This window comes from Hydrogenophaga sp. H7 (assembly GCF_002025745.1).
Classification (GTDB): domain Bacteria; phylum Pseudomonadota; class Gammaproteobacteria; order Burkholderiales; family Burkholderiaceae_C; genus Hydrogenophaga; species Hydrogenophaga pseudoflava.
The window spans coordinates 314,343-334,071 of sequence record NZ_MCIC01000012.1 but is presented as its reverse complement, the minus strand read 5'-3'; the positions used below and the strand labels follow the sequence as shown (position 1 = coordinate 334,071).

The window sequence follows — 19,729 nt, the reverse complement described above, 5'->3', positions numbered from 1 at the left end:
CCGGTTTGTCCGCTGCGGTCATGCCCCTGCCGTTCGAGCAGATGTTCGAAGACGCCCCGTTCGCTGCCTCGCTGTCCCGGCGCGCGGATGGCCGTCTGGTGGCGGTCAATCAGGCGTGGGAAACCCTTTCGGGCATCGCCCGTGACCAGGCCATCGGACGCTCCACCATCGAACTGGGGCTGTGGCCCGACGCCACCCAGCGCCAGGCCTATCTCGACTCGCTCAAGGAGCAGGACAAACCCCGTTGCACGGTGATGATCGACGGCCGCGCGCGCCACCTGCGTCTGCACACCTCGGTGCTTGGCGGGGACGAGCTGCTGCTGGTGTACCTGCTGGACATCAGCCATGAGGTGGCGTCTGAAAAGGAGCGCGACCGGACCCAGAAGGAGCTGAGGGCCGCCAACCTGGACCTGCAGCACCAGGTGGAGCTGCATGCCGCCATCGAGAAGCTGGCCATGGTCGGCCACTGGACCAACGCACACGACGACGACACGGTGAACTTCTCACCGGGGCTGTTCGAGATCACTGGTCTTGCGCCGGCAAACACGCTGGAGCGCACCGTGGGGCGCGGCGGCATCCATCCCGAGGACATGCAGGCGTGGCTGGAGGCACGTGCGGCGCGCGACGGGCGCGAGCTGGATTTCCGTTGGACACGGCCGGATGGCGCGGTGCGCTGGATGCGCACCCGCATCAGCCAGACCGCCGTCAAGGGCATCCCACAGACCGACTTTGGTGTGGTGCAGGACATCACGGCCCAGCGCGAGGCCATCGACGCCCATGTGAAGCAGCTGCAGTTGCTGCAGCACATCACGGCCAGGGTGCCCGGCGTGGTGTTCCAGTCGCGCATGCCCGTCAAGGGCTGGGGCAGCTTCGAGTTCGTCAGCGACATGGTGCGCGATCTGTTCGACCTGACGCCCGAGCAGCTGTACCAGGATGGACGAATCCTGTTCAGCCGGGTGCATGCAGACGACCAGCAGGCCCTGGCGCACTCCATCTGGTCGTCCACGAACAAGCTGGAACCCTGGCGCACGGTGTTCCGGGTCAACCATCCGGGCAAGGGCACGCGCTGGTGCAGTGCGGAAGGCCTGCCGCAGGCGCAGCCGGATGGTTCGGTGCTGTGGCACGGCTATGTCCACGATGTGACCGAGGCCCGCCAGGCCGCGCAGGCGCTCGACCGGCAGCACCGGATGCTGGACGCTGTGCGGCAGGCGCAGGCCGCCTACATCGAAGCCGACGACAAGCGGCAGGCCTTCGAAGGGCTGCTCAAGGCCTTCCTGTCGGTGACGAACAGCGCTTACGGCTTCGTGGGCGAGGTGCTGTACAACCCGCAAGGGCAGCCGTACCTCAAGTCGCATGCGATCACCGACATCTCCTGGGACGAGGCGTCCAGGCGTGTGTTCGCCGAGCAGATGGACTCGGGCATGGAGTTCCGCAATCTGAAGACCCTGTTCGGGCACGCGCTGCTGACCGGCGAGACCGTGCTCACCAACCACCCGGAAACCGACGCGCGCCGGGGGGGACTGCCGAACGGCCACCCGCCCATGCACTCGTTCCTGGGGATTCCGCTGGAAGTCGGTGGCCTGCTGATCGCCATGGTGGGGTTGGCCAACGCCACCGACGGCTACCGCGAGGACGATGTGGAGTTCCTGCAGCCGCTGCTGGGCACGGTGCGGCAGCTGGTGCTGGCCCGGCGCGGACACGACGAGCGCCAGCGCTCCCGTCAGCAGCTGCAGGCCACCAGCGCCTTGCTGGCCGACAAGACCTCGGCCCTGCAGGTCACGCTCGACACCATGAGCCAGGGCCTGTCCAAGATGGATGCCCAGGGGCGGGTGACCGTCTACAACCGGCGCCTGCTGGAGATGCTCGACCTGCCCGACGAGCTGATGTCCCGGCAGCCCACGCAGGACGAGGTCGTCGCTTTCCAGACGGCGCGCGGAGATTTTGGTGTGGACTATGGTCTGGTTGAGCCAGGGGCGCGCCGCTATGTCGAGGCCGATGCCGGACCTGTGCCCGACCGCTACATGCGCCGCACATCTGACGGCCGTGCGCTGGAAATACACAACCGGCCACTGCCCGACGGTGGCATGGTGCGCACCTACTCGGACGTCACGTCCTACATCGAGGCCGAAGAGGCGCTGAGGGATGAGCGCCAGCGCCTGGAGTGGGTGCTGGAGGCCACCGGCCCCGGCATCTGGGAACTCGACATCACCACCGGCCTCACGCACTACAGCGACCGTTGGGCAGGTCTGCTGGGCTACCGCCTGGAAGAGCTGCAACCGCCCACGCGCGAGACCTGGCAGGCGCTGGTGCACCCCGACGACCTTGGCCGGGCGCAGTCGCTGCTGCAGGCCCACCTGCGGGGCGGAACACCGGTCTACGACTGCGACCTGCGCATGCGCCACAAAAGGGGCGCATGGCTCTGGTTCAACGACCGCGGCCGGGTGCACCGTCGCGACGAGGCGGGCCGGCCGCTCTACATGTCGGGCACGCTGCTGGACATCCACGAACGGGTCACGGCGCAGGAGGAGGTGCGCGCGCTCAACGCCAGCCTGGAGCGGCGCGTGGCCGAGCGCACCGCCGAGCTGGAGCGCTCGATGCGCGACATGGAGGTCATCTCGTACTCGATCGCCCACGACCTGCGGGCGCCACTGCGCTCGGTCAACGGGTTCGCATCGCTCGTCGGCGAAACCGACGGCGAGCGCCTGAGCCCGGAAGGGCGGCTGATGTTCGAGCGCATCGTCAGCGCCTCGCGCAACATGGGCCAGATGATCACGGACATGCTGGAGCTGCTGCGCGTGGTGCGGGTCGAGATCGAGCCGGTGTCGGTCGACATGAACGCGCTGGCCCGTTCGGTGGCCGAGGCGCTGGCACCGGGCGTGCCCCACGCCAGGGTCCAGTTGCATCCCCTGCCGCGGGTGATGGGTGATGCCAAGCTGCTGCGCCAGCTGCTGTCCAACCTGATGGACAACGCGCTGAAATACTCGCGCCACCTGGAGTCGCCGCTGATCGAACTGGGCTTCGATGCGGCGCGCCGGGCGTTCTATCTCCGGGACAACGGCATGGGCTTCGACATGGCACACGCCCAGAAACTGTTCGGATTGTTCCAGCGCCTGCACGCCGGTGCCAATGCACCGGGCGGCACCGGCGTGGGGCTGGCCATCGTGGCGCGCACGCTGGAGCGCCATGGCGGCCGCATCTGGGCCGAGGCCCGGCCGGGCCAAGGGGCCACCTTCTGGTGGACCCTGCCCTTGTCCTGATCGACGCTCAGAACGGCGCAGTGGGTTCCGCAGGCGGCGTATCGGTGCCGGAGGGCTTGTCTTCTTCGGCCACCTCCGGCGTCTTGGCGACCGCCTGCCGCACCGAGGCCTTGTCGCCGGCGCTGGCGAACTTGCTGTACTTGCCGGTCAGGCCCACCAGCTGGCCGTAGATGCGCGGGTTGGCGGCCATGCACTCGCGCTGTTCCAGGAAGTCGGCTTCGCCGGTGAAGTTGCCGATCAGGCCACCGGCCTCGGTCACCAGCAGCGCGCCCGCGGCCACGTCCCAGGGCGAGAGGCCCATCTCGAAGAAACCGTCGGAGAAACCGGCCGCCACATAGGCCAGGTCCAGCGCGGCGGAGCCGGGGCGGCGCACGCCGGCGCAGCGGGGCATCACGTCGGCCAGCATCTGCAGGTAGGTCTGGAACGCGTCGCCCGGGCGGAACGGAAAGCCGGTGGAGATCAGGCAGTCGCGCAGCGTGGTGCGCTTGGCGACGCGGATGCGCCGGTCGTTGAGGTAGGCGCCGCGGCCCTTGGTCGCGCAGAACAGGTCGTTGCGGGTCGGGTCGTAGACCACGGCCTGCTCGATGCGGCCGTTCACCATGAGCGCGATGCTCACGCAGTAGACCGGGAAGCCGTGGATGAAGTTGGTGGTGCCGTCCAGCGGATCGATGATCCAGACGTGGTTCTTGTCGCGGCCCTTGCCTTCGCGTCGTCCGGATTCTTCGGCCCAGATGCCGTGGTCGGGGTAGGCCGTCAGCAGGGTCTCGATGATCGCGGCCTCCGCCACGTGGTCGATTTCGGTCACGAAATCGTTGGTCTGTTTGGTGGTCACGCGCACGGTTTCGACATCGAGGGCGGCGCGGTTGATGATGGCGCCGGCGGCGCGGGCGGCCTTGATGGCCACGTTCAGCATGGGGTGGAGGTTGGACGACATGAATTGTGTTCCTTGACGGCGCCGCAGAAAGCGGCCGTGGGCAGGGGGAAGAACGGGAGCGCGGTGTCCGGCGATGCGGGCGGCGACAATACCCGGTATTTTACCGGCTCACCCGACATGCGCACCCGCTTCATCCTGATCCAGACCAGCCATGCCGGCAATGTGGGCGGCGCCGCCCGCGCCATGAAGGTGATGGGCTTCGACGATCTGGTGCTGGTGGCGCCGCGCTGGCCGAATGTGCTGCGCAAGGACGAGACCATCCAGCGCGCCAGCGGCGCCAACGATGTGCTGGCCAAGGCGCGCATCGTCGAGACACTGGACGAGGCGCTGGACGGCGTGAGCCACCTCTGCGCCACGGCCATGACACCGCGCGACTTCGGCCCGCCCACCAGGGCGCCGCGCGAACACTTTGCGCAGTTCCTGGCCGAGGCCGCCGCGCCGGACGCGGTGCAGCCCGAAGGCGTGGCCTTCCTGTTCGGGTCGGAGCGCTTCGGCATGCGCAACGAAGACGTCTACCGCTGCCACGCCTGCCTGTCGATCCCCACCAGCGAAGGCTTCGGCTCGCTCAACCTCGCCGCCGCGGTGCAGCTGATCGCCTACGACTGGCGCCAGGCGCTGGGCGGTTTTGCGCTGCCGCCGACCACGCCCCAGCGCCCGGCCGCCGATGCGGCGGCGGTGGCCGGCATGCTGGGCCACCTGGAGCAGGCCCTGGTGGCGGTCGATTTCCTCGACCCCGCCGCGCCCAAAAAGCTGATGCCGCGGCTGAACGCGCTGTTCAACCGGGCGCAACCGACACCGGAGGAAATCCACATCCTGCGCGGTGTCGCCAAGGCGATGCTGCAGACGGCCGAGCGCGCGAAGCGCTAGACTGATTCCCCGTTTACATACTCCCGGCCCCATGTTTGCCAGAATCCGATCCGACATCCAGTGCATCCTCGAGCGCGACCCCGCCGCGCGCAGCACCTGGGAAGTGATCACCTGTTACCCGGGCCTGCACGCCGTCTGGCTGCACCGCCCGGCGCACTGGTGCTGGACGCACGGCCTCAAGTGGCCGGGGCGGTTCATCTCGCACGTCGCGCGCTTCCTCACCGGGATCGAGATCCACCCCGGCGCGAAGCTGGGCGAGCGCGTGTTCTTCGACCACGCGATGGGCGTGGTGGTGGGCGAGACCGCCGAGATTGGCGATGGCTGCACCATCTACCAGGGCGTGACCCTGGGCGGCACCTCGCTCTACAAGGGCACCAAGCGCCACCCGACGCTGGGCAAAAACGTGGTGGTCAGCGCGGGCGCCAAGGTGCTGGGCGGTTTCGAGGTGGGCGACGGCGCCAAGATCGGCAGCAACGCGGTGGTGATCAAGCCGGTGCCGGCGGGTGCCACCGCGGTCGGCATCCCGGCGCGCATCATCCCGAGCAAGACCGGGGAGAGCGCCGACGTGACCGAAGACGCCAAACCCAAGTTCCAGGCCTATGGCATCACGCAGGAAGACGACCCGCTGTCGCAGGCCATGCGCAGCCTGATCGACAGTGCCGCCGGGCAGGAGCACCAGATCGCGCTGCTGTGGCAGGCGATTGAGAAGCTGTCGCTGGCTCAGAAGGACTGTGTGCCGGCCGACGCCGCCAAGACCGAGTGTTTCGAGGCCGAGAAGCTCAACCAGCTGGTCGGCAAGTGATCAGCGGGGCGGCGGCGCGGGGTCCAGCGCCGCGTCCAGCCAGCCGCGCAGGCCGTTGAAGAAGGCCAGGCCCTGGGCCTGTGCCAGCTGCTGCACCGGAATCACTGCCTCCTGCAGCCGGCCCTGGGCCAGCAGCTCGCGCCGGTAGGTGCCGGGCAGCAGGCCGCAGGCCAGCGCCGGCGTCCACCACTGCCCGTCCAGCTGAATGGCCACATTGCCGCGGGTGAACTCGGTGAGCTCGCCGCGCTGGTTGAACAGCAGGTGGTCGAACACGGCGGGGTCGGTGGGCGCCAGCGCCTCGTAGTGCGCGCGCCGCGTGGTCTTGTGCTGGATGAACTCCTGCAGCGCCTCTTCGGTGTTCAGTGGCGAGGGTGCCAGCGCCACCCGCACGGGCGACGGGGTCTCGGTCATGGCATAGGCCTGGGCCTCGGCCCGGCCCGAGGCGTCCAGCAGCAGGCGCACGCGCCACAGACCCTGGGGATGCGCCTGGCGCACGGCTTCCAGCGCACCGTCGACCGCCGAAGGATCGAACACGTGGCCGAAGTGGGCCGCACTCTCGCGCAGGCGGTCGAGGTGGTGCGGCAGCAGCCAGTAGCGGCCGTGCTCCAGGCGCAGGGTTTCCAGCAGATCGAACGGCTCGCCGATGCGGTGCAGGTGGCGGCTCTTGGTCATGAGTTCTCTCCATTCGGCAGCCGGGTCGGCGCACACGGTCAGTCCGCTGCCGACGCCGTAGCGGGCGTGCCAGCCGTCGTCGCTGGCTCCGGAGCCCGGCCGGTGCAGGCAGACGGTGCGGATTGGCACGTTGAAGGTGGCGTGGCCGCCCGGCCGCACCACGCCGAGGGCGCCGCAGTAGAAGCCACGTGGCGCGTCTTCCAGCGCGGCGATGTGGTGCATGGCGCGGCGCTTGGGCGCGCCTGTGACGCTGCCGCAGGGAAAGAGTGCGGTCAGCACATCACCGAGGGTGGTGTCGGGCAGGGCGGAGGCGGTGAGGGTGGAGGTCATTTGCCACACGGTGGGCCAGGCCTCCACCTCCAGCAGGCGGTCCACGCGCACGCTGCCGGTCTGGGCCAGGCGGCCCATGTCGTTGCGCAGCAGGTCCACGATCATCACGTTCTCGGCCCGCTCCTTGTCGCTGGCCTGCAGCGCCTCGCGCGCGGCCCGGTCGAGCACCGGGTCGCTCTCGCGCGCGGCCGTGCCCTTCATCGGGCGGCAGCACAGGCGCCCGCCCTGCGGGCCGGGTTGCCAGTCAAAGAACAGCTCGGGCGAGGCACTGAGCACCTGGCGCACACCATCGCCCAGCCACAACAGGTAGCCGCTGCCCTGGTGGTGCTGCAGCTCATCCATCCAGCCCGCGGGGTCTCCTCCCAGAGTGCCCTGCTGGACCGTGGTGAGGTTGATCTGGTAACACTCGCCGGCCGCCATGGCCTGGCGAGCGGTGTCGGCCTGCTGCAGGTAGTGCGGGCGGTCCCAGTCCATGCGCCAGTCGACAGGAGCCGCGGCTGGCGGCTGCGCGGCGGGTGCTTCCGAGGGGGCGTCGTAGACGCCGAACCAGACCAGCGGCCAGCGGGGGTCGGCGGGCCACACGGGCAGTGCCGGGTCGAACGCCGGGGCTGCTTCGTAGGCCAGCCCGCCGACGCACCAGCGACCCGCCGCCGCATGAGCCTGCACTTGCTCGATGGCTGGCCGCACCTGGTCCAGCGACCAGGCCTCGATCACCGCGAGCGGTTGTTCAAAACGCAGCCGCAGCCGGGCGCCGGGCAGGGCTCCCGGCGCGGTGTCCGGGAAATCGAGGGAGGCGGTCAGCGGGGATCGGCGACTCAATGGTGGTGGCCGTGCGCACCGTGGGCGTGGCCGTGGGCGATCTCTTCGGCGCTCGCAGCCTTGACGTCCAGCACCTTGAGCTGGAAGGTCAGCGTCTGGCCGGCCAGCGGGTGGTTTCCGTCCAGGTGCACGGTGTCGCCCTTGATCTTCACGACCGTGAACACCTGGTGCCGGCCCTGGTCGTCGTGGCCTTCGAGCTGGCCGCCCACCTTGACGCCCGGCGGGAAGTCCTTCTTCGGAATGGTGGTGACCAGCGACTCGTCGCGTTCGCCGAAGGCATCGGCCGGCGCGAGCTTCACAGTGGTCTGGTAACCGGCCGCCTGGCCTTCCAGCGCCGCCTCGATGCCCGGCAGGGTGTTGCCATAGCCGCCATGCAGGTAGCTGCGCGGCGTCTTGCCATCTTCGAGCAGCTTGCCGCTGGCATCGCTGGCGCGGAAGGTGAGGGTGACGACGGTGTCTTTGGTGATGTTCATGGGATGGAATGGCAGGGTTTCAGACAAGGCTGTTCAGATGGCGCGCAAGAGAGGCCGGGTTCACAAAGGTGAGGTCGTACATGGCCGTGAGGCTGACAGCCTGTTCTTCCGTGATGTCGGTGGCGCAGATGATGAAGCGGCTCCGTTCCACTCCCAGACGCTTGCGAAGGCGCTGGTACTTGTCGATCTCGCGCCGGAACTCACCTGTCTTGCACTCGATGCAGATGGGATTCTGACCGGAGGGCAGCACCACGACATCCAGTTCGTGCATGTCCTCGTTGGGGAAAAGGACCTCCACACCACGGGCGCAGGAAAAACCCAGCTTTCTCGCTTTGAGGTGGTCCACCAGCTCCAGCAGCGCGAACCACTCGAGCCAGGCGCCTTCAAAGAACTGCCTGACCTTGGGCGCGGGCTGGAGCGAAAGCCGGATGACCTTTTCCTGCTTCTGATACTGGTATCGGGCAAACAGGGTGTGGCTGTAGAACTGGCGGCAGAGCGTCGTGAGTGCCAGCACGTCTTTCTGCGCGACGCCGGTCAGATCGATGTTCAGCCCGGTGTGGCTCTTGCGGTAGGACCAGGTGACGCGCTGGATCAGCTCGCCAAACAGCGCATGGTTTTTCCCCAGTTTCTGGGCGGCTTCATCGAAATACCCGCTGGTGTCCACATTGCTGTGATCGAAGCGGGCTTCAATCTGTTTGGCCTTGAGCCAGCGCTCGATGGGCGCGTGCTGGGCGGCCGTTGCAAAGTTTTCCGTGTCGGTGTCCCCGTCAGGTTCTTCCTGCTGAGCGGGCTGGCCCGCATTCGGGTCACCGTCGGCGGCCTGCCGCTCATCTGCCTGCAGGGCCCGGATCTCCCGCATGGCGGCGGCGTAGCGTTCGATCAGCTTCTGCACATAGAACACCGTGTCGAACACCGAACACGGCGCCTGGCAGACGGCGCAGGCCACCTGCGTCCCGGCGACACCCGATTCGCTCACGTGGCCGCATTTGTTGCAGCGATAAACCGGCATGCTTCCCCCCGAAGCGTTGTTGTCTGCGGGGCGTGACGGGCCCCGCGATGGATGTCAGCGCGCCGGGCGAACGGCGGTTTTCGGACGCCAACCCTTGATCACGTCATCGTTGGTTTCGAGGTAAGGCCCGCCGATCAGGTCGATGCAATAGGGCACGGCGGCAAAGATGCCGTTGACACGCACGCTGCCGTCGGCGTTTTTCGCGCCTTCCAGCGTCTCGGCGATGGCCTTGGGCTGGCCCGGCAGGTTGATGATCAGGCTGCTGTCGCGGATCACGGCGACCTGGCGCGAGAGGATCGCCGTGGGCACGAAGGCCAGGCTGATCTGGCGCATCTGTTCGCCGAAACCGGGCATTTCCTTGTGCGCCACGGCCAGGGTGGCCTCGGGCGTCACGTCGCGTTTGGCGGGGCCGGTGCCGCCGGTGGTCAGCACCAGGGCGCAGCCGGCGTCGACCAGTTCGATCAGGGTCTGGCTGATGGTCGCCTGCTCGTCGGGGATCAGGCGTTCTTCGAAGGTGATCGGGTTCTTCAGCGCCTTGCCCAGCCACTCGCGCAGGGCCGGCAGCCCCTTGTCTTCGTAGACGCCGGTGCTGGCGCGGTCGCTGATGGAGACGATGCCGATACGCACCGGGTCGAAGGATTCACTCATGGTCGTCTTCTGCAGAGGTGGGTTCGTCGGTGTCGTCGCGGCTCAGCGCGGCGCGCACCAGCTGGAAGATCTCGCGGTAGGCCTTGCCGTGACGTTGCGCCTCGCCGGGACGCTCGGCCACGCCCTGGGCGTCCTTGCGGGCCTGGCGGATCAGGGCGCGCAGCGGCTGCACGTCGGTCTCGGGCGCGGCCTGCATCCAGTCGGTGAGCGCGCCGTCGTCGGCGATCAGGCGGTCGCGCCACTGCTCGGCCTGGTGCAGGGCCAGGGTTTCGCGGGCCGAGGGTTTACGCTGTTCTTCGAGCGCCGCTTCGATGGCGGCGACCGTGCCCTCGTCCAGCTTGCGCATGAGCTTGCCGATGAACTGCATCTGGCGGCGCTTGCCCTCGAAGTTGGTGATGCGCTTGGCCTCGACCAGCGCGTCGATCAGCTTGTCGTCGATGCCCTCGTGCTGCTCGCGCAGCCGGGTCATGAGGTCGCTGCGCAGCGTCAGCAGGCTCTCGCCCAGCGACTGCAGGTGGTCGCTGTGTTTCTTGAGGTCGGTCTTGCTCATGTCGACCGAACCCTTGAGTTCGCGTTTGAGTTCGAGGTCCAGTTCGCTGCCGATGGCGACGAAATGGCCGCGGACGAAGTAGCCTTTTGTGGGTTTGCGGGACATGGGGAAGGGGGAAAGAGGGCGGCAAGTATCATAGCCGCCGACATGAAAAACACCCCCACCGCTCCCGTTTCCACCCCGTCCGATCCCTCCGCACCGTTGGCCGGGTTCCAGTATTCGCGCAGCCGCTTCGAGGAGGTGGTGGACCTTGCGCTGGCCGAAGCGAAGCGTCTCGGGGCGGCGGACGCGGCCGCCGAGGTCTCGGAAGGCGCTGGCCTGAACGTCAGCGTGCGCAAGGGCGAGCTGGAGAATGTCGAACGCAACCGCGACAAGTCGCTGGGCGTGACGGTCTATCTGGGCCGCCGCCGCGGCAACGCCTCGACCTCCGACTTCTCGCCCGGGGCGGTGCGCCAGACGGTGCAGGCCGCCTACGACATTGCGCGCTTCACCGCCGAGGACCCGGTGGCCGGCCTGCCCGACCCCGAGGACATCGCCGACCGCTACCCCGACCTGGACCTGTTCCACCCCTGGGCCATCACGTCCGATGAGGCGGTGCGCCTCGCGCTGGCCTGCGAACAGGCGGCGTTCGCCACCAGCAAGAAGATCAGCAACAGCGAGGGCGCGAGCGTCTCGGCCCAGCAGTCGCACTTCTTCACCGCCCACATGCGCGGCGGCGAGCGCGGCAAGCCCGGCATCTTCAGCGGCGGCTACGCCAGCTCGCGCCACAGCCTGTCGGTGGCGCCGATCGCCGGCCGGGGCGCCCACATGCAGCGCGACTACTGGTACAGCTCGGTGCGCGCGCCGCAGGACCTGGCCACGCCCGAAGCCGTGGGCCGCTACGCCGCCGAGCGTGCGCTCTCGCGCCTGAACGCCCGCAAGATCCCGACCATCGAATGCCCGGTGCTGTTCGAGTCGCCGCTGGCCGCCGGACTGCTGGGCGCCTACGTGCAGGCCACCAGCGGCGGTGCGCTCTACCGCAAGACCACCTTCCTGGCCGACAGCCTGGGCAAGAAGGTGATGGCGCCGCACCTGGACATCGTCGAGGACCCGCACATCGTGGGCGGCAAGGGCAGTGCGCCGTTCGACGACGAAGGCGTGAAGACGGTGCGCCGCAAGGTGCTGTCGGCCGGCAAGGTGCAGGGCTACTTCCTCTCCACCTACTCGGCGCGCAAGCTGGGCATGCGCACCACTGGCAACGCGGGCGGATCGCACAACCTCACGCTGTCCAGCCGCCTGACGCAGTCGAGCGACACCCTGGACGCCATGCTGAAGAAGCTGGGTCGCGGCCTGTTCGTCACCGAGCTGATGGGCCAGGGTGTGAACTACGTGACCGGCGATTACTCGCGCGGCGCGTCGGGCTACTGGGTCGAGAACGGCGAGATTGCGTTCCCGGTGCAGGAAATCACCATCGCCGGCAACCTCAAGGACATGCTCAAGGGCATCGAGGCGGTGGGCGCCGACGCCTACAACTACGGTTCCAAGACGGTCGGCTCGATCCTGATCAACCGCATGAAGGTCGCCGGGAGCTAGGCCATGGCCCCCACGCTCCGCCGCTGCGCGGGTCGCTCCCCCGGTGCAGGGAAGGGCCCCGGCGGCTGCCGGTGCCTGGGGCTGATACAGCTTGGGGCGGCCCTGCGCTGCATCGCTTGAGGCCCGAGGCGCTCGCGGTCGTGGCCGCCGCCAGCTGGGCGGTGTCCAGTCTCTTCTCCGCGCCGCCGGCGCAGCGCCTGGGGGCGTTTGCCTTCAGCCGCTGGCGCATGCTGTTCGCCAGCGCGATCCTCTGGGCGCTGGCCTTGGCCGGTGGCGGCTGGCGCGATCTGGACGCCGCTGCGGTCGGCCTGCTGGGCCTCTCGGGCGTGGTCGGCATCTTCATCGGCGACACCGCGCTGTTCGCCTGCATGAACCGCCTCGGCCCGCGCCGCTCGGGCGTGCTGTTCGCCACCCACGCGATGTTCTCGGCGCTGCTGGCCTGGTTGTTCCTCGGCGAGCTGATCCAGGGCTGGGCACTGGTGGGCAGTGCGCTGCTGGTGGGCGGCGTGATGATGGCCGTGCTCTGGGGCAAGCGAGAGGATGAGTCGCACGGCTGGGAACAGACGCGCGGCCGCTTGCTGATCGGCGTGGGGCTGGGCCTGGTCGCGGCCCTGTGCCAGTCGGTCGCGACGCTGATGCTCAAGCCGCTGATGGCCACCGGCATCGACGCGGTCAGCGCCTCGGCGGTGCGCATGAGCCTGGCGCTGGCGGCGCACGGCCTGCTGCTGGCCTCGGGCTGGCCGGGCGCTCGGGTCAAACAGCCACTGCGTGTGCGCGATGCACTGCTGACCTTCCTGAGTGCCGCCGTGGCGATGGCGCTGGGCATGACCCTGATCCTCTATGCCATGCGCCACGGCCAGGCCGGCCTGGTCGCGGTCTTCTCGTCGGTCACGCCGGTGCTGCTGCTGCCCCTGCTCTGGGCGGTCTACCGGCGGCGGCCGGCCGCGGGGGCCTGGCTCGGGGCGGCGCTGGCGGTGGCGGGCACGGCGCTCATCCTCGCCCGTTCCTAGCGGTCCGAGGTCACTTCTTGCGCTGCACCACCAGGTTGCGGCGCGCGTCTTCCGGGTAGGCGAAGGTCACGGCGCCGTTCTTCACCTTGCCCATGACCAGCATGTTGGGCGTGACCGCGTCCTTGTCGTCGGTGCTGAAGGGCTTCTCGTAGGTCGAGACCACGCCGTAGTACACGCGCGGGATGTTTTCCAGCGCGGACTTGACGGCCGGGCCGGTGAACTTGCCGTCGCGGATCGAGAACAGCGCATAGGTCAGCAGGTAGGTGCTGTCGTAGGACTGCGCCGCCGCCATGGGCACGGCGATCTTGTGCTTGTACTTGCGCTGGTAGGCGGTGAGGAAAGCGGCCCGGCGCTCGTTGCTCGGCTCGGCGATGAAGGTCTGGGCCATCAGCGCACCGTCGGCTGCGGCCTTGGCGCCGTCGATGAAGAACGGGAAGGACAGCGGCCATGCACCGACCTGCGGCGCGTCCCACTTGAGGTCGCGCATGCCGTTGGCGATGGTCGCGTTCTCCGGTCCGACGGTGTAGCTGAACACCACATTGGCGCCGGCGTCGCGCGCGGCGGCCAGCTCCTTGCCCAGGTCCTTCACGCCCAGCGGGAAGCGCGCCACATGCACCGGCTTGAGCTGCTTGGCCGCCAGCGCCGCCTCCACGTCCTTCATGCCGGCTTCGCCGTAGCCGGTGGTGTCGGCAAAAATCGCGACCTTGGTCCAGCCGCGTTTGACCAGATCGCCGACCACAAAGGGCGCCTGGATCGCGTCGCGCGCGGAAGTGCGGAAGATGTAGCTCTGCGGCGCCGGGAACTTGGCTGTCAGCGGCGTGCCGGTGGCGCAGGGGATGATCAGCGGCAGCTGACCGTTCTGGAACACGTCCAGCGACTTGGCGGCCACGCCGGTGTTGCAGAAGCCGATGGCGGCGATCACGCCTTCCTTGGCCAGTTCCTGCGAGCCCTTCAGGCCCACGTCCGGGTTGCCCTGGTCGTCCTTGACCACCAACTCCAGTGGGCGACCCAGGTAGCCGCCGACGGCGTTGATCTCTTCGACCGCCAGCTGCACGCCGTGCAGCATGGGGTTGCCGAAGTCGGACGAGGGGCCGCTGAACGGGCCGATGACGCCAATGCGCACCGGCTGGGCGGTTGGCGCCTGGGCCAGCGCCAAGCCGGCGGCGCACAGGCCGAGGGCCAGGGTCAGACGGGAGAACAGAACTCGCATGGGGCACCTCCGGAAAAGTGCCGCGAGTGTAGGAACGCAGCTGTCGCCAGCCTGACCCGGTTTACCCTGAAAGGCCGCCGGGTGTTCAGCGTCCTGTCAGCTTGCCAGCGCGGCCTTGACGGCGGCGGACACCTGGCCCATGTCGGCCTTGCCGGCCAGCTTGGCCTTGACGGCACCCATGACCTTGCCCATGTCGCCCGGGCCCTTCGCGCCCAGCGCGCTCACGATGGCCTGGACCTCGGCGGCGATTTCGTCGGCCGACAGGCGGGCCGGCAGGTAGGCCTCCAGCACCACCAGCTCGGCCGCTTCCTTGGCCGCCAGGTCGGCGCGGCCGCCCTGTTCGAAGGCGGTGATCGAGTCCTTGCGCTGCTTGACCATCTTGTCGATGACAGCGATGACGGCGGCGTCGTCCAGCTCGATGCGCTCGTCCACTTCCTTCTGCTTCATGGCCGCGGTCAGCAGGCGGATGGTACCCAGGCGCTCGCTGTCCTTGGCGCGCATCGCGGCCTTCATGTCGTCGGTGATCTTCTCTTTGAGGCTCATGGTGTGTTCCCGTGGATGTTCTGGAAAACCCGTGATTCTCTCAAACCTGTTCCAGCGCCAGCAGCTCGTCGACCGTCTGGCGGCGGCGGATCAGGCGGTGGCTGTCGCCGTCCACCAGCACCTCGGCCGCGAGCGGACGGCTGTTGTAGTTGCTGGACATGGAGGCGCCGTAGGCGCCCGCGTCGTGCAGCACCAGCTGGTCGCCGACCTTCGCTTGCGGCAGCGCGCGCGTCAGCACCACACCGCCCTCGGCCTGGGTGAACACGTCGCCCGATTCGCACAGCGGACCGGCGACCACGGTCTCGACCGTCGGTCGCGGCGTGTCGTCGGCGGGGATCAGGCCCATGCCGTGGAAGGCGCCGTACATGGAGGGACGCATCAGGTCGGAGAAGCCGGCATCCACCAGGGTGAAGCGGTTCGACCCCATGGGCTTGGTGGCTCGCACCTCGGTCACCAGCACGCCAGCCTCGGCCACCAGGAAGCGGCCGGGCTCCAGTTCCAGGTGCACCGCGTGGCCCAGGTGGGCGGCGATGGCGCGGCGCGCATGGTCCCAGAGGCTGAAGTAGTGCGCGGTGTCGATGCGCGGCTCGCCTTCGCGGTAGGGGATGGACAGGCCGCCGCCCGCCGAGATGGCTTGCAGGTCGATTCCACCAACGTCCGTGGCGCGCTTCACCAGCTGCACCATGGCGTGGCAGACCTCCTGCAGGTGGGCGTAGTCCACGCCGGAGCCGATGTGCATGTGCAGACCCACCAGCGTCAGGCCGTGCTGCTTCACGGCCGCCAGCGCATCGTCCAGCTCGGCGTGCCAGATGCCGTGCTTGCTGTGTTCGCCGCCGGTGTTGGTCTTGTTGCTGTGGCCGTGGCCGAAGCCGGGGTTGATGCGCAGCCACACGGCATGGCCGGGCGAGACCGCGCCCAGCTGGTGCAGCATGTCGATGGAGCCGGCGTTGACCGGCACACAGTGCTCGACCACGGTGGCCAGGGTGGCGTGGTCGAACAGGTCGGCGGTGAAGACGATGCCCGAGGCGCCCTGCGCGTCCAAGTCGGCGGTGTAGCCGGCGGCCAGGGCGCGCAGGATCTCGCCGCGCGAGACCGCATCGACCACCACGCCCTGCTCGCGCATCAGGCGCAGCAGATGGATGTTGGAGTTGGCCTTCTGCGCGAAGCGGATGGTGTCGAAGGCGCGCAGTTCGGCGATGCGGGTGCGGATGGTGGCGGCGTCGTAGACCCAGAGCGGGGTACCGTGCTCGCGGGCGAGGGACAGGAGGAGGGCATCGGAAAAGGGGTTCATGGGCGTCGATGATCCCGGTTATGGTCATATTGATCAATGCCAGATAATTCGATATCAATTTAAAATTGATATGAAACTCAGCCACCGCCAGATCGACTTCTTCCGAGCCGTCATGGGCACGGGCCACGTCACGCGCGCGGCCGAGCTGCTGCACACCTCGCAGCCCACGGTCAGCCGCGAACTGGCGCGGCTGGAGCAGGTGCTGGGCTTCGCGCTGTTCGAGCGGGTGAGGGGGCGCCTGAAACCCACCGTGCGGGCGCTGGCGCTGATGGACGAGGTGGAGCAGTCCTACGTGGGGCTGGAGCGCATCGCCGCCACGGCCGTGGCGCTCAAGGGCTACGCCCACGGGCGACTTCAGCTGGCCTGCCTGCCCGCGCTCTCGCATGCCCTGCTGCCCGATGCGGTGCGCCGCTTCGCCCTGAAACAGCCCGAGGCGGCGGTGGCCCTGACGCCCATCGAGTCGCCGCAACTGGAGGCCGCGCTGTCCGAGCAGCGTTTCGATCTGGGCCTGAGCGAGCGGCACGAGGCACCGGCCGCCTGCACGCTGGACACGCTGCTGGTGGCCGACGAGGTGGCGGTGCTGCCGGCGGGGCATGCGCTTGCGCAGAAAGCGGTGCTGACCCCGGGCGATTTCGCGGGCCAGTCCTTCATCAGCTTCGCGCCGGCCGACCCCTACCGGCAGCAGGTGGATGCGCTGTTCGCCGCGGCGGGCGTGGCGCGCGTGCTGAAGCTGGAAACCCCCAGCGCGGTGTCGGTCTGCGCCTTGGTGCGACAGGGTCTGGGGCTGGGCATCGTCAACCCGCTGACGGCGCTGGAGCTCGCTGGGAATGGGGTCGAGGGTGGTCTGGTGGTGCGGCCGCTGGCTGTGAGCATCCCGTTCCATGTGGCGCTGATCCGGCCGAGCTGGCGCACCGAGCACCCGCTGCGGCCAGACTTCGAGGCCGCTCTGGCCGAGGCGGCCGGCGCCCTGAAAACCCGCTTGGCGTTCGCCGCACAGACGTAAAAAAACCCGCGCGGCGTCCCGGGCGGGTTCTTGTCGAAGCGACTGACGTGTGGATCAGTACAGCTTCTTGGGCAGCTGCATGCTGCGCACGCGCTTGTAATGGCGCTTGACGGCGGCGGCCTTCTTGCGCTTGCGCTCGGCGGTCGGCTTTTCGTAGAACTCGCGGGCGCGCAGGTCGGTCAGCAGACCCAGTTTTTCGATGGTGCGCTTGAAGCGGCGCAGGGCGACGTCAAACGGCTCGTTGTCTTTAACGCGGATGGTGGTCATTAGCTAATGGTTCCAAATGTGCGGGCAGAGGATGGACGGGAAGATCGGGCCCGGCCTTCGTACCAGCGGTTTTCCCCGTCTGAAAACTAGTATTGGCCGACGGGGTTTTGCCAGCAAAGCCTTGGATTATAGCGTTTTGGATGCTCTTCACAAGCTGGAAGCGCAGGCGTGTGCGCTGGCCCAGGCCCACTGGAAGTTGTAACCGCCCAGCCAGCCGGTCACGTCTACCACCTCGCCGATGAAGTACAGGCCCGGCTGCTTCGACTCCATGGTCTGCTGCGACAGGTCGCGGGTGTCCACGCCGCCCAGCGTCACTTCGGCCTTCTTGTAGCCCTCGGTGCCGGTGGGCACCAGTTCCCAGCGCGCCAGGCGCTCGGCCAGCCGGGCCAGCGCCTTGTCGCTGCATTCGGCCACCGGGCGCTGCCAGTCGGCGTCCTGCGCCACCCAGGCCTCGGCCAGGCGGGACGGCACCCACTGCGCGAGTTCGTTGACCAGCAGCTTGCGCGAGCGCTGCTTGGCCTCGGCCAGCGCCGCGGGCAGGTCCACCTCGGGTGCCAGGTTGATGCGGATCGGCGTGCCGGGCCGCCAGTAGCTGGAGATCTGCAGCACCGCCGGGCCGGAGAGGCCGCGGTGGGTGAACAGCAGGTCTTCGGCGAAGACGGTGCGGTGCTTTTTGTCGCCGGTTTCGATGAGAACGGGCAATGCGAGGCCTGCCAGACCCGCGTAGGGCGCCCAGCCGGCACCGTCAAAGGTCAGCGGCACCAGGCCAGGTCTCGGTTCGACGGTGCGCAGGCCGAACTGCTGTGCCACCCGGAAGCCGAAGTCGGTGGCCCCTATGGCCGGGATCGACAGGCCGCCGGTGGCGATCACCACCTTGCGCGCCTGCACCGGCCCGCGGTCGGTATCGAGTTCGTAGCCGCCGCCGGCCGTGGTGCGCAGGTCCTTCACGCCGCAGGGCTGCCAGCGCGCCACGCCGCCGGTTGCGCATTCGGCCAGCAGCATGTCGATCAGGTCGCCGGCCGAGCGGTCGCAGAAGAGCTGTCCCTTGTGCTTTTCGTGGAAGGCGATGCCGTGCTTCTGCACCAGGGCGATGAAGTCGGTCGGGGTGTAGCGCGAGAGCGCCGAGCGGCAGAAGTTCGGGTTCTCGCCGACAAAGTGCTTGTGCGGCTGGCGCACGTCGATGTCGCGGTTGGTGAAGTTGGCCCGGCCGCCGCCCGAGATGCGCACCTTCTCGGCCACCTTCTCGCTGTGGTCCAGCAGCAGCACCTTCAGGCCGCGCTGGCCCGCGAGGCCCGCGCAGAACAGGCCAGCCGCACCCGCGCCGACGATCACCACATCGAAAGACTGCACCGGGTCAGCCTTTCCAGACAAAGGGGAACTTCACCTGCTTCCAGAACCCGTCGGGCACGTAGTCGCCCAGGACGCCGTACTGGGCCGGCCATTCGCGGTCGCTCTTGACGGCCGTGCCGAACAGGTGGTCGAGGAAGGCGTAGTGCGCGGCGTAGTTGCGGTCCAGCGCCTCCTGGTCCTGGCTGTGGTGCCAGTGGTGGAAGTTGGGCGTCACGATCAGGTGGCGCAGCGGCCCCAGGCGCACGCTGACGTTGGCGTGGTTGAACACGGCCTGGAAGCCGACCACGATGATGTAGGCGTCGATCACGTCCTTGGAGAAACCCAGGGTGAAGATGGGCGCCAGCACCAGGGTGCGGGTGATCAGGATCTCGATCACGTGCTGGCGCGAGCCGGCCATCCAGTCCATGTGCTTGGCGCTGTGGTGCACCGCGTGCAGGCGCCAGAGCAGAGGCACCTCGTGGTAGGCGCGGTGCGTCCAGTACTGCACCAGGTCGGCCACCAGGATGATCAGTGGCAACGCGACCCAGAACGGCAGCGTCGCGACCCAGCCGCGGATGCCGTCGCTGGCGGCCCAGCCGAACAGCTTGTGCACCAGCAGGTTGGTGGCCAGCAGCATGAAGCCGATCAGCATGTGGTTGACGATGAAGTGCTGGAAGTCGGTCTGCCACTCGGGGCGGAACACCGGCTGGTCCTTGCGCAGGCCGAACAGCTTCTCGATGAAGATGAAGATCAGCGCCGAGCCCAGCAGGTCGAGGATGAACCAGTCCAGGCCGATGTAGGGCGTGTGGTCGGGGAAGTTGGGGTCCACCTCCACCTGGTGGCCGCCCAGCAGGGCCGACACCAGCACCAGGGCAAATGCCGAGGCGGCCAGCCAGGGCGCGCGACGGAACACCAGGTTCACCAGGCTCAGAGCGCCCGCGACCACCAGCGACCAGAACAGCAGCTGGCGCATCAGCGCCACGTCGTAGCTCTTGCGCAGCTCGGGTGTGGTCAGGTACTCGGGGAAGTGGAAGGCCATCACGCCGAGGAAGCACAGGCAGGCCAGGGTCAAGGCGATGACGCCGGTGACCATGCCGCGGCCCGTGTGCAGGCTGCCGTGGCTGTCCACGAAACGCTTGAGTT

At 68.4% G+C, this 19,729-nt stretch carries 18 protein-coding genes; 6 read left to right on the top strand and 12 right to left on the bottom strand.

Annotated features, from left to right (window positions below):
- Positions 1-20: 20 nt before the first annotated feature.
- The gene (locus BC358_RS08085) at positions 21-3,257 is read left to right on the top strand and encodes a PAS domain-containing protein (protein ID WP_179130032.1); all 3,237 of its coding nucleotides are present in this window, start codon (positions 21-23) and stop codon (positions 3,255-3,257) included.
- 7 nt (positions 3,258-3,264) lie between these two features.
- Here BC358_RS08085 and BC358_RS08080 read toward each other — a convergent pair whose 3' ends face one another.
- On the bottom strand, positions 3,265-4,191 hold the full coding sequence (locus BC358_RS08080) for an inositol monophosphatase family protein (RefSeq protein ID WP_079365416.1): 927 nt from the start codon (positions 4,189-4,191) through the stop codon (positions 3,265-3,267).
- A gap of 117 nt (positions 4,192-4,308) precedes the next feature.
- On the opposite strand from BC358_RS08080, the gene BC358_RS08075 reads away from it, so the two are divergent.
- Both BC358_RS08075 and cysE read left to right on the top strand, forming a co-directional pair.
- Complete coding sequence (locus BC358_RS08075) at positions 4,309-5,058, top strand: RNA methyltransferase (RefSeq protein ID WP_079365415.1); 750 nt, start codon at positions 4,309-4,311, stop codon at positions 5,056-5,058.
- A gap of 31 nt (positions 5,059-5,089) precedes the next feature.
- Positions 5,090-5,860, top strand: coding sequence for a serine O-acetyltransferase (cysE, locus tag BC358_RS08070; RefSeq protein ID WP_066157937.1), 771 nt, complete (start codon positions 5,090-5,092; stop codon positions 5,858-5,860).
- Here cysE and BC358_RS08065 read toward each other — a convergent pair whose 3' ends face one another.
- Genes BC358_RS08065 through yjgA form a run of 5 tightly spaced genes read right to left on the bottom strand, consistent with a single transcriptional unit; the run spans position 5,861 to position 10,466 of the window.
- The gene (locus BC358_RS08065) at positions 5,861-7,681 is read right to left on the bottom strand and encodes a chorismate-binding protein (protein ID WP_256861447.1); all 1,821 of its coding nucleotides are present in this window, start codon (positions 7,679-7,681) and stop codon (positions 5,861-5,863) included.
- A complete protein-coding gene (locus BC358_RS08060; protein WP_066157942.1) occupies positions 7,678-8,154 on the bottom strand; it encodes a peptidylprolyl isomerase in 477 nt (158 codons plus the stop codon). Before BC358_RS08060 ends, BC358_RS08065 begins: the two co-directional genes overlap by 4 nt.
- A 19-nt stretch (positions 8,155-8,173) precedes the next feature.
- Positions 8,174-9,163: a hypothetical protein gene (locus BC358_RS08055; protein ID WP_079365414.1), complete on the bottom strand. Its 990-nt coding sequence runs from the start codon at positions 9,161-9,163 to the stop codon at positions 8,174-8,176.
- A gap of 54 nt (positions 9,164-9,217) precedes the next feature.
- A complete protein-coding gene (gene mog / locus BC358_RS08050) occupies positions 9,218-9,811 on the bottom strand; it encodes a molybdopterin adenylyltransferase (RefSeq protein ID WP_079365413.1) in 594 nt (197 codons plus the stop codon).
- Entirely contained in the window at positions 9,804-10,466 is a 663-nt protein-coding gene (yjgA, locus tag BC358_RS08045; protein ID WP_079365412.1) for a ribosome biogenesis factor YjgA, read from the bottom strand. The genes mog and yjgA overlap by 8 nt, the downstream gene beginning before the upstream one ends.
- 42 nt (positions 10,467-10,508) lie before the next feature.
- On the opposite strand from yjgA, the gene pmbA reads away from it, so the two are divergent.
- Complete coding sequence (gene pmbA, locus BC358_RS08040; RefSeq protein WP_079365411.1) at positions 10,509-11,933, top strand: metalloprotease PmbA; 1,425 nt, start codon at positions 10,509-10,511, stop codon at positions 11,931-11,933.
- A gap of 71 nt (positions 11,934-12,004) precedes the next feature.
- On the top strand, positions 12,005-12,943 hold the full coding sequence (locus tag BC358_RS08035; RefSeq protein WP_256861446.1) for a DMT family transporter: 939 nt from the start codon (positions 12,005-12,007) through the stop codon (positions 12,941-12,943).
- 10 nt (positions 12,944-12,953) lie between these two features.
- Here the strand turns inward: BC358_RS08035 and BC358_RS08030 are convergent, their stop codons facing one another.
- From BC358_RS08030 to lysA, 3 genes are all read right to left on the bottom strand, one after another.
- A complete protein-coding gene (locus tag BC358_RS08030) occupies positions 12,954-14,153 on the bottom strand; it encodes an ABC transporter substrate-binding protein (RefSeq protein ID WP_079365409.1) in 1,200 nt (399 codons plus the stop codon).
- Between the two features lie 96 nt (positions 14,154-14,249).
- A complete protein-coding gene (locus BC358_RS08025) occupies positions 14,250-14,696 on the bottom strand; it encodes a GatB/YqeY domain-containing protein (RefSeq protein ID WP_066157959.1) in 447 nt (148 codons plus the stop codon).
- Between the two features lie 40 nt (positions 14,697-14,736).
- Positions 14,737-15,987, bottom strand: coding sequence for a diaminopimelate decarboxylase (lysA, locus tag BC358_RS08020; RefSeq protein ID WP_079365408.1), 1,251 nt, complete (start codon positions 15,985-15,987; stop codon positions 14,737-14,739).
- Positions 15,988-16,057: 70 nt separating this feature from the next.
- Between lysA and BC358_RS08015 the strand changes: the two genes are divergently transcribed.
- Positions 16,058-16,990, top strand: coding sequence for a LysR family transcriptional regulator (locus BC358_RS08015; RefSeq protein ID WP_079365407.1), 933 nt, complete (start codon positions 16,058-16,060; stop codon positions 16,988-16,990).
- Positions 16,991-17,044: 54 nt separating this feature from the next.
- Here the strand turns inward: BC358_RS08015 and rpsU are convergent, their stop codons facing one another.
- The 3 genes from rpsU to BC358_RS08000 all read right to left on the bottom strand — a co-directional run bounded on the left by rpsU (position 17,045) and on the right by BC358_RS08000 (position 19,679).
- On the bottom strand, positions 17,045-17,257 hold the full coding sequence (gene rpsU, locus BC358_RS08010; protein WP_056273869.1) for a 30S ribosomal protein S21: 213 nt from the start codon (positions 17,255-17,257) through the stop codon (positions 17,045-17,047).
- A 147-nt stretch (positions 17,258-17,404) separates the two neighbouring features.
- Positions 17,405-18,607 (bottom strand): NAD(P)/FAD-dependent oxidoreductase, encoded by a 1,203-nt coding sequence (locus BC358_RS08005; protein WP_079365406.1) that lies wholly within the window; start codon positions 18,605-18,607, stop codon positions 17,405-17,407.
- 4 nt (positions 18,608-18,611) lie between these two features.
- A complete protein-coding gene (locus BC358_RS08000; protein WP_373270136.1) occupies positions 18,612-19,679 on the bottom strand; it encodes a sterol desaturase family protein in 1,068 nt (355 codons plus the stop codon).
- Positions 19,680-19,729 lie beyond the last annotated feature (50 nt).

What these genes read in the sequence shown, in the direction of transcription:
- BC358_RS08085 (WP_179130032.1), top strand. Translation starts at nt 21, where the DNA reads ATGCCCCTGCCGTTCGAGCAGATGTTCGAAGACGCCCCGTTCGCTGCC.
- BC358_RS08080 (WP_079365416.1), bottom strand. Translation starts at nt 4,191, where the DNA reads ATGTCGTCCAACCTCCACCCCATGCTGAACGTGGCCATCAAGGCCGCC.
- BC358_RS08075 (WP_079365415.1), top strand. Translation starts at nt 4,309, where the DNA reads ATGCGCACCCGCTTCATCCTGATCCAGACCAGCCATGCCGGCAATGTG.
- cysE (WP_066157937.1), top strand. Translation starts at nt 5,090, where the DNA reads ATGTTTGCCAGAATCCGATCCGACATCCAGTGCATCCTCGAGCGCGAC.
- BC358_RS08060 (WP_066157942.1), bottom strand. Translation starts at nt 8,154, where the DNA reads ATGAACATCACCAAAGACACCGTCGTCACCCTCACCTTCCGCGCCAGC.
- BC358_RS08055 (WP_079365414.1), bottom strand. Translation starts at nt 9,163, where the DNA reads ATGCCGGTTTATCGCTGCAACAAATGCGGCCACGTGAGCGAATCGGGT.
- mog (WP_079365413.1), bottom strand. Translation starts at nt 9,811, where the DNA reads ATGAGTGAATCCTTCGACCCGGTGCGTATCGGCATCGTCTCCATCAGC.
- yjgA (WP_079365412.1), bottom strand. Translation starts at nt 10,466, where the DNA reads ATGTCCCGCAAACCCACAAAAGGCTACTTCGTCCGCGGCCATTTCGTC.
- pmbA (WP_079365411.1), top strand. Translation starts at nt 10,509, where the DNA reads ATGAAAAACACCCCCACCGCTCCCGTTTCCACCCCGTCCGATCCCTCC.
- BC358_RS08030 (WP_079365409.1), bottom strand. Translation starts at nt 14,153, where the DNA reads ATGCGAGTTCTGTTCTCCCGTCTGACCCTGGCCCTCGGCCTGTGCGCC.
- BC358_RS08025 (WP_066157959.1), bottom strand. Translation starts at nt 14,696, where the DNA reads ATGAGCCTCAAAGAGAAGATCACCGACGACATGAAGGCCGCGATGCGC.
- lysA (WP_079365408.1), bottom strand. Translation starts at nt 15,987, where the DNA reads ATGAACCCCTTTTCCGATGCCCTCCTCCTGTCCCTCGCCCGCGAGCAC.
- BC358_RS08015 (WP_079365407.1), top strand. Translation starts at nt 16,058, where the DNA reads ATGAAACTCAGCCACCGCCAGATCGACTTCTTCCGAGCCGTCATGGGC.
- rpsU (WP_056273869.1), bottom strand. Translation starts at nt 17,257, where the DNA reads ATGACCACCATCCGCGTTAAAGACAACGAGCCGTTTGACGTCGCCCTG.
- BC358_RS08000 (WP_373270136.1), bottom strand. Translation starts at nt 19,679, where the DNA reads ATGGTCACCGGCGTCATCGCCTTGACCCTGGCCTGCCTGTGCTTCCTC.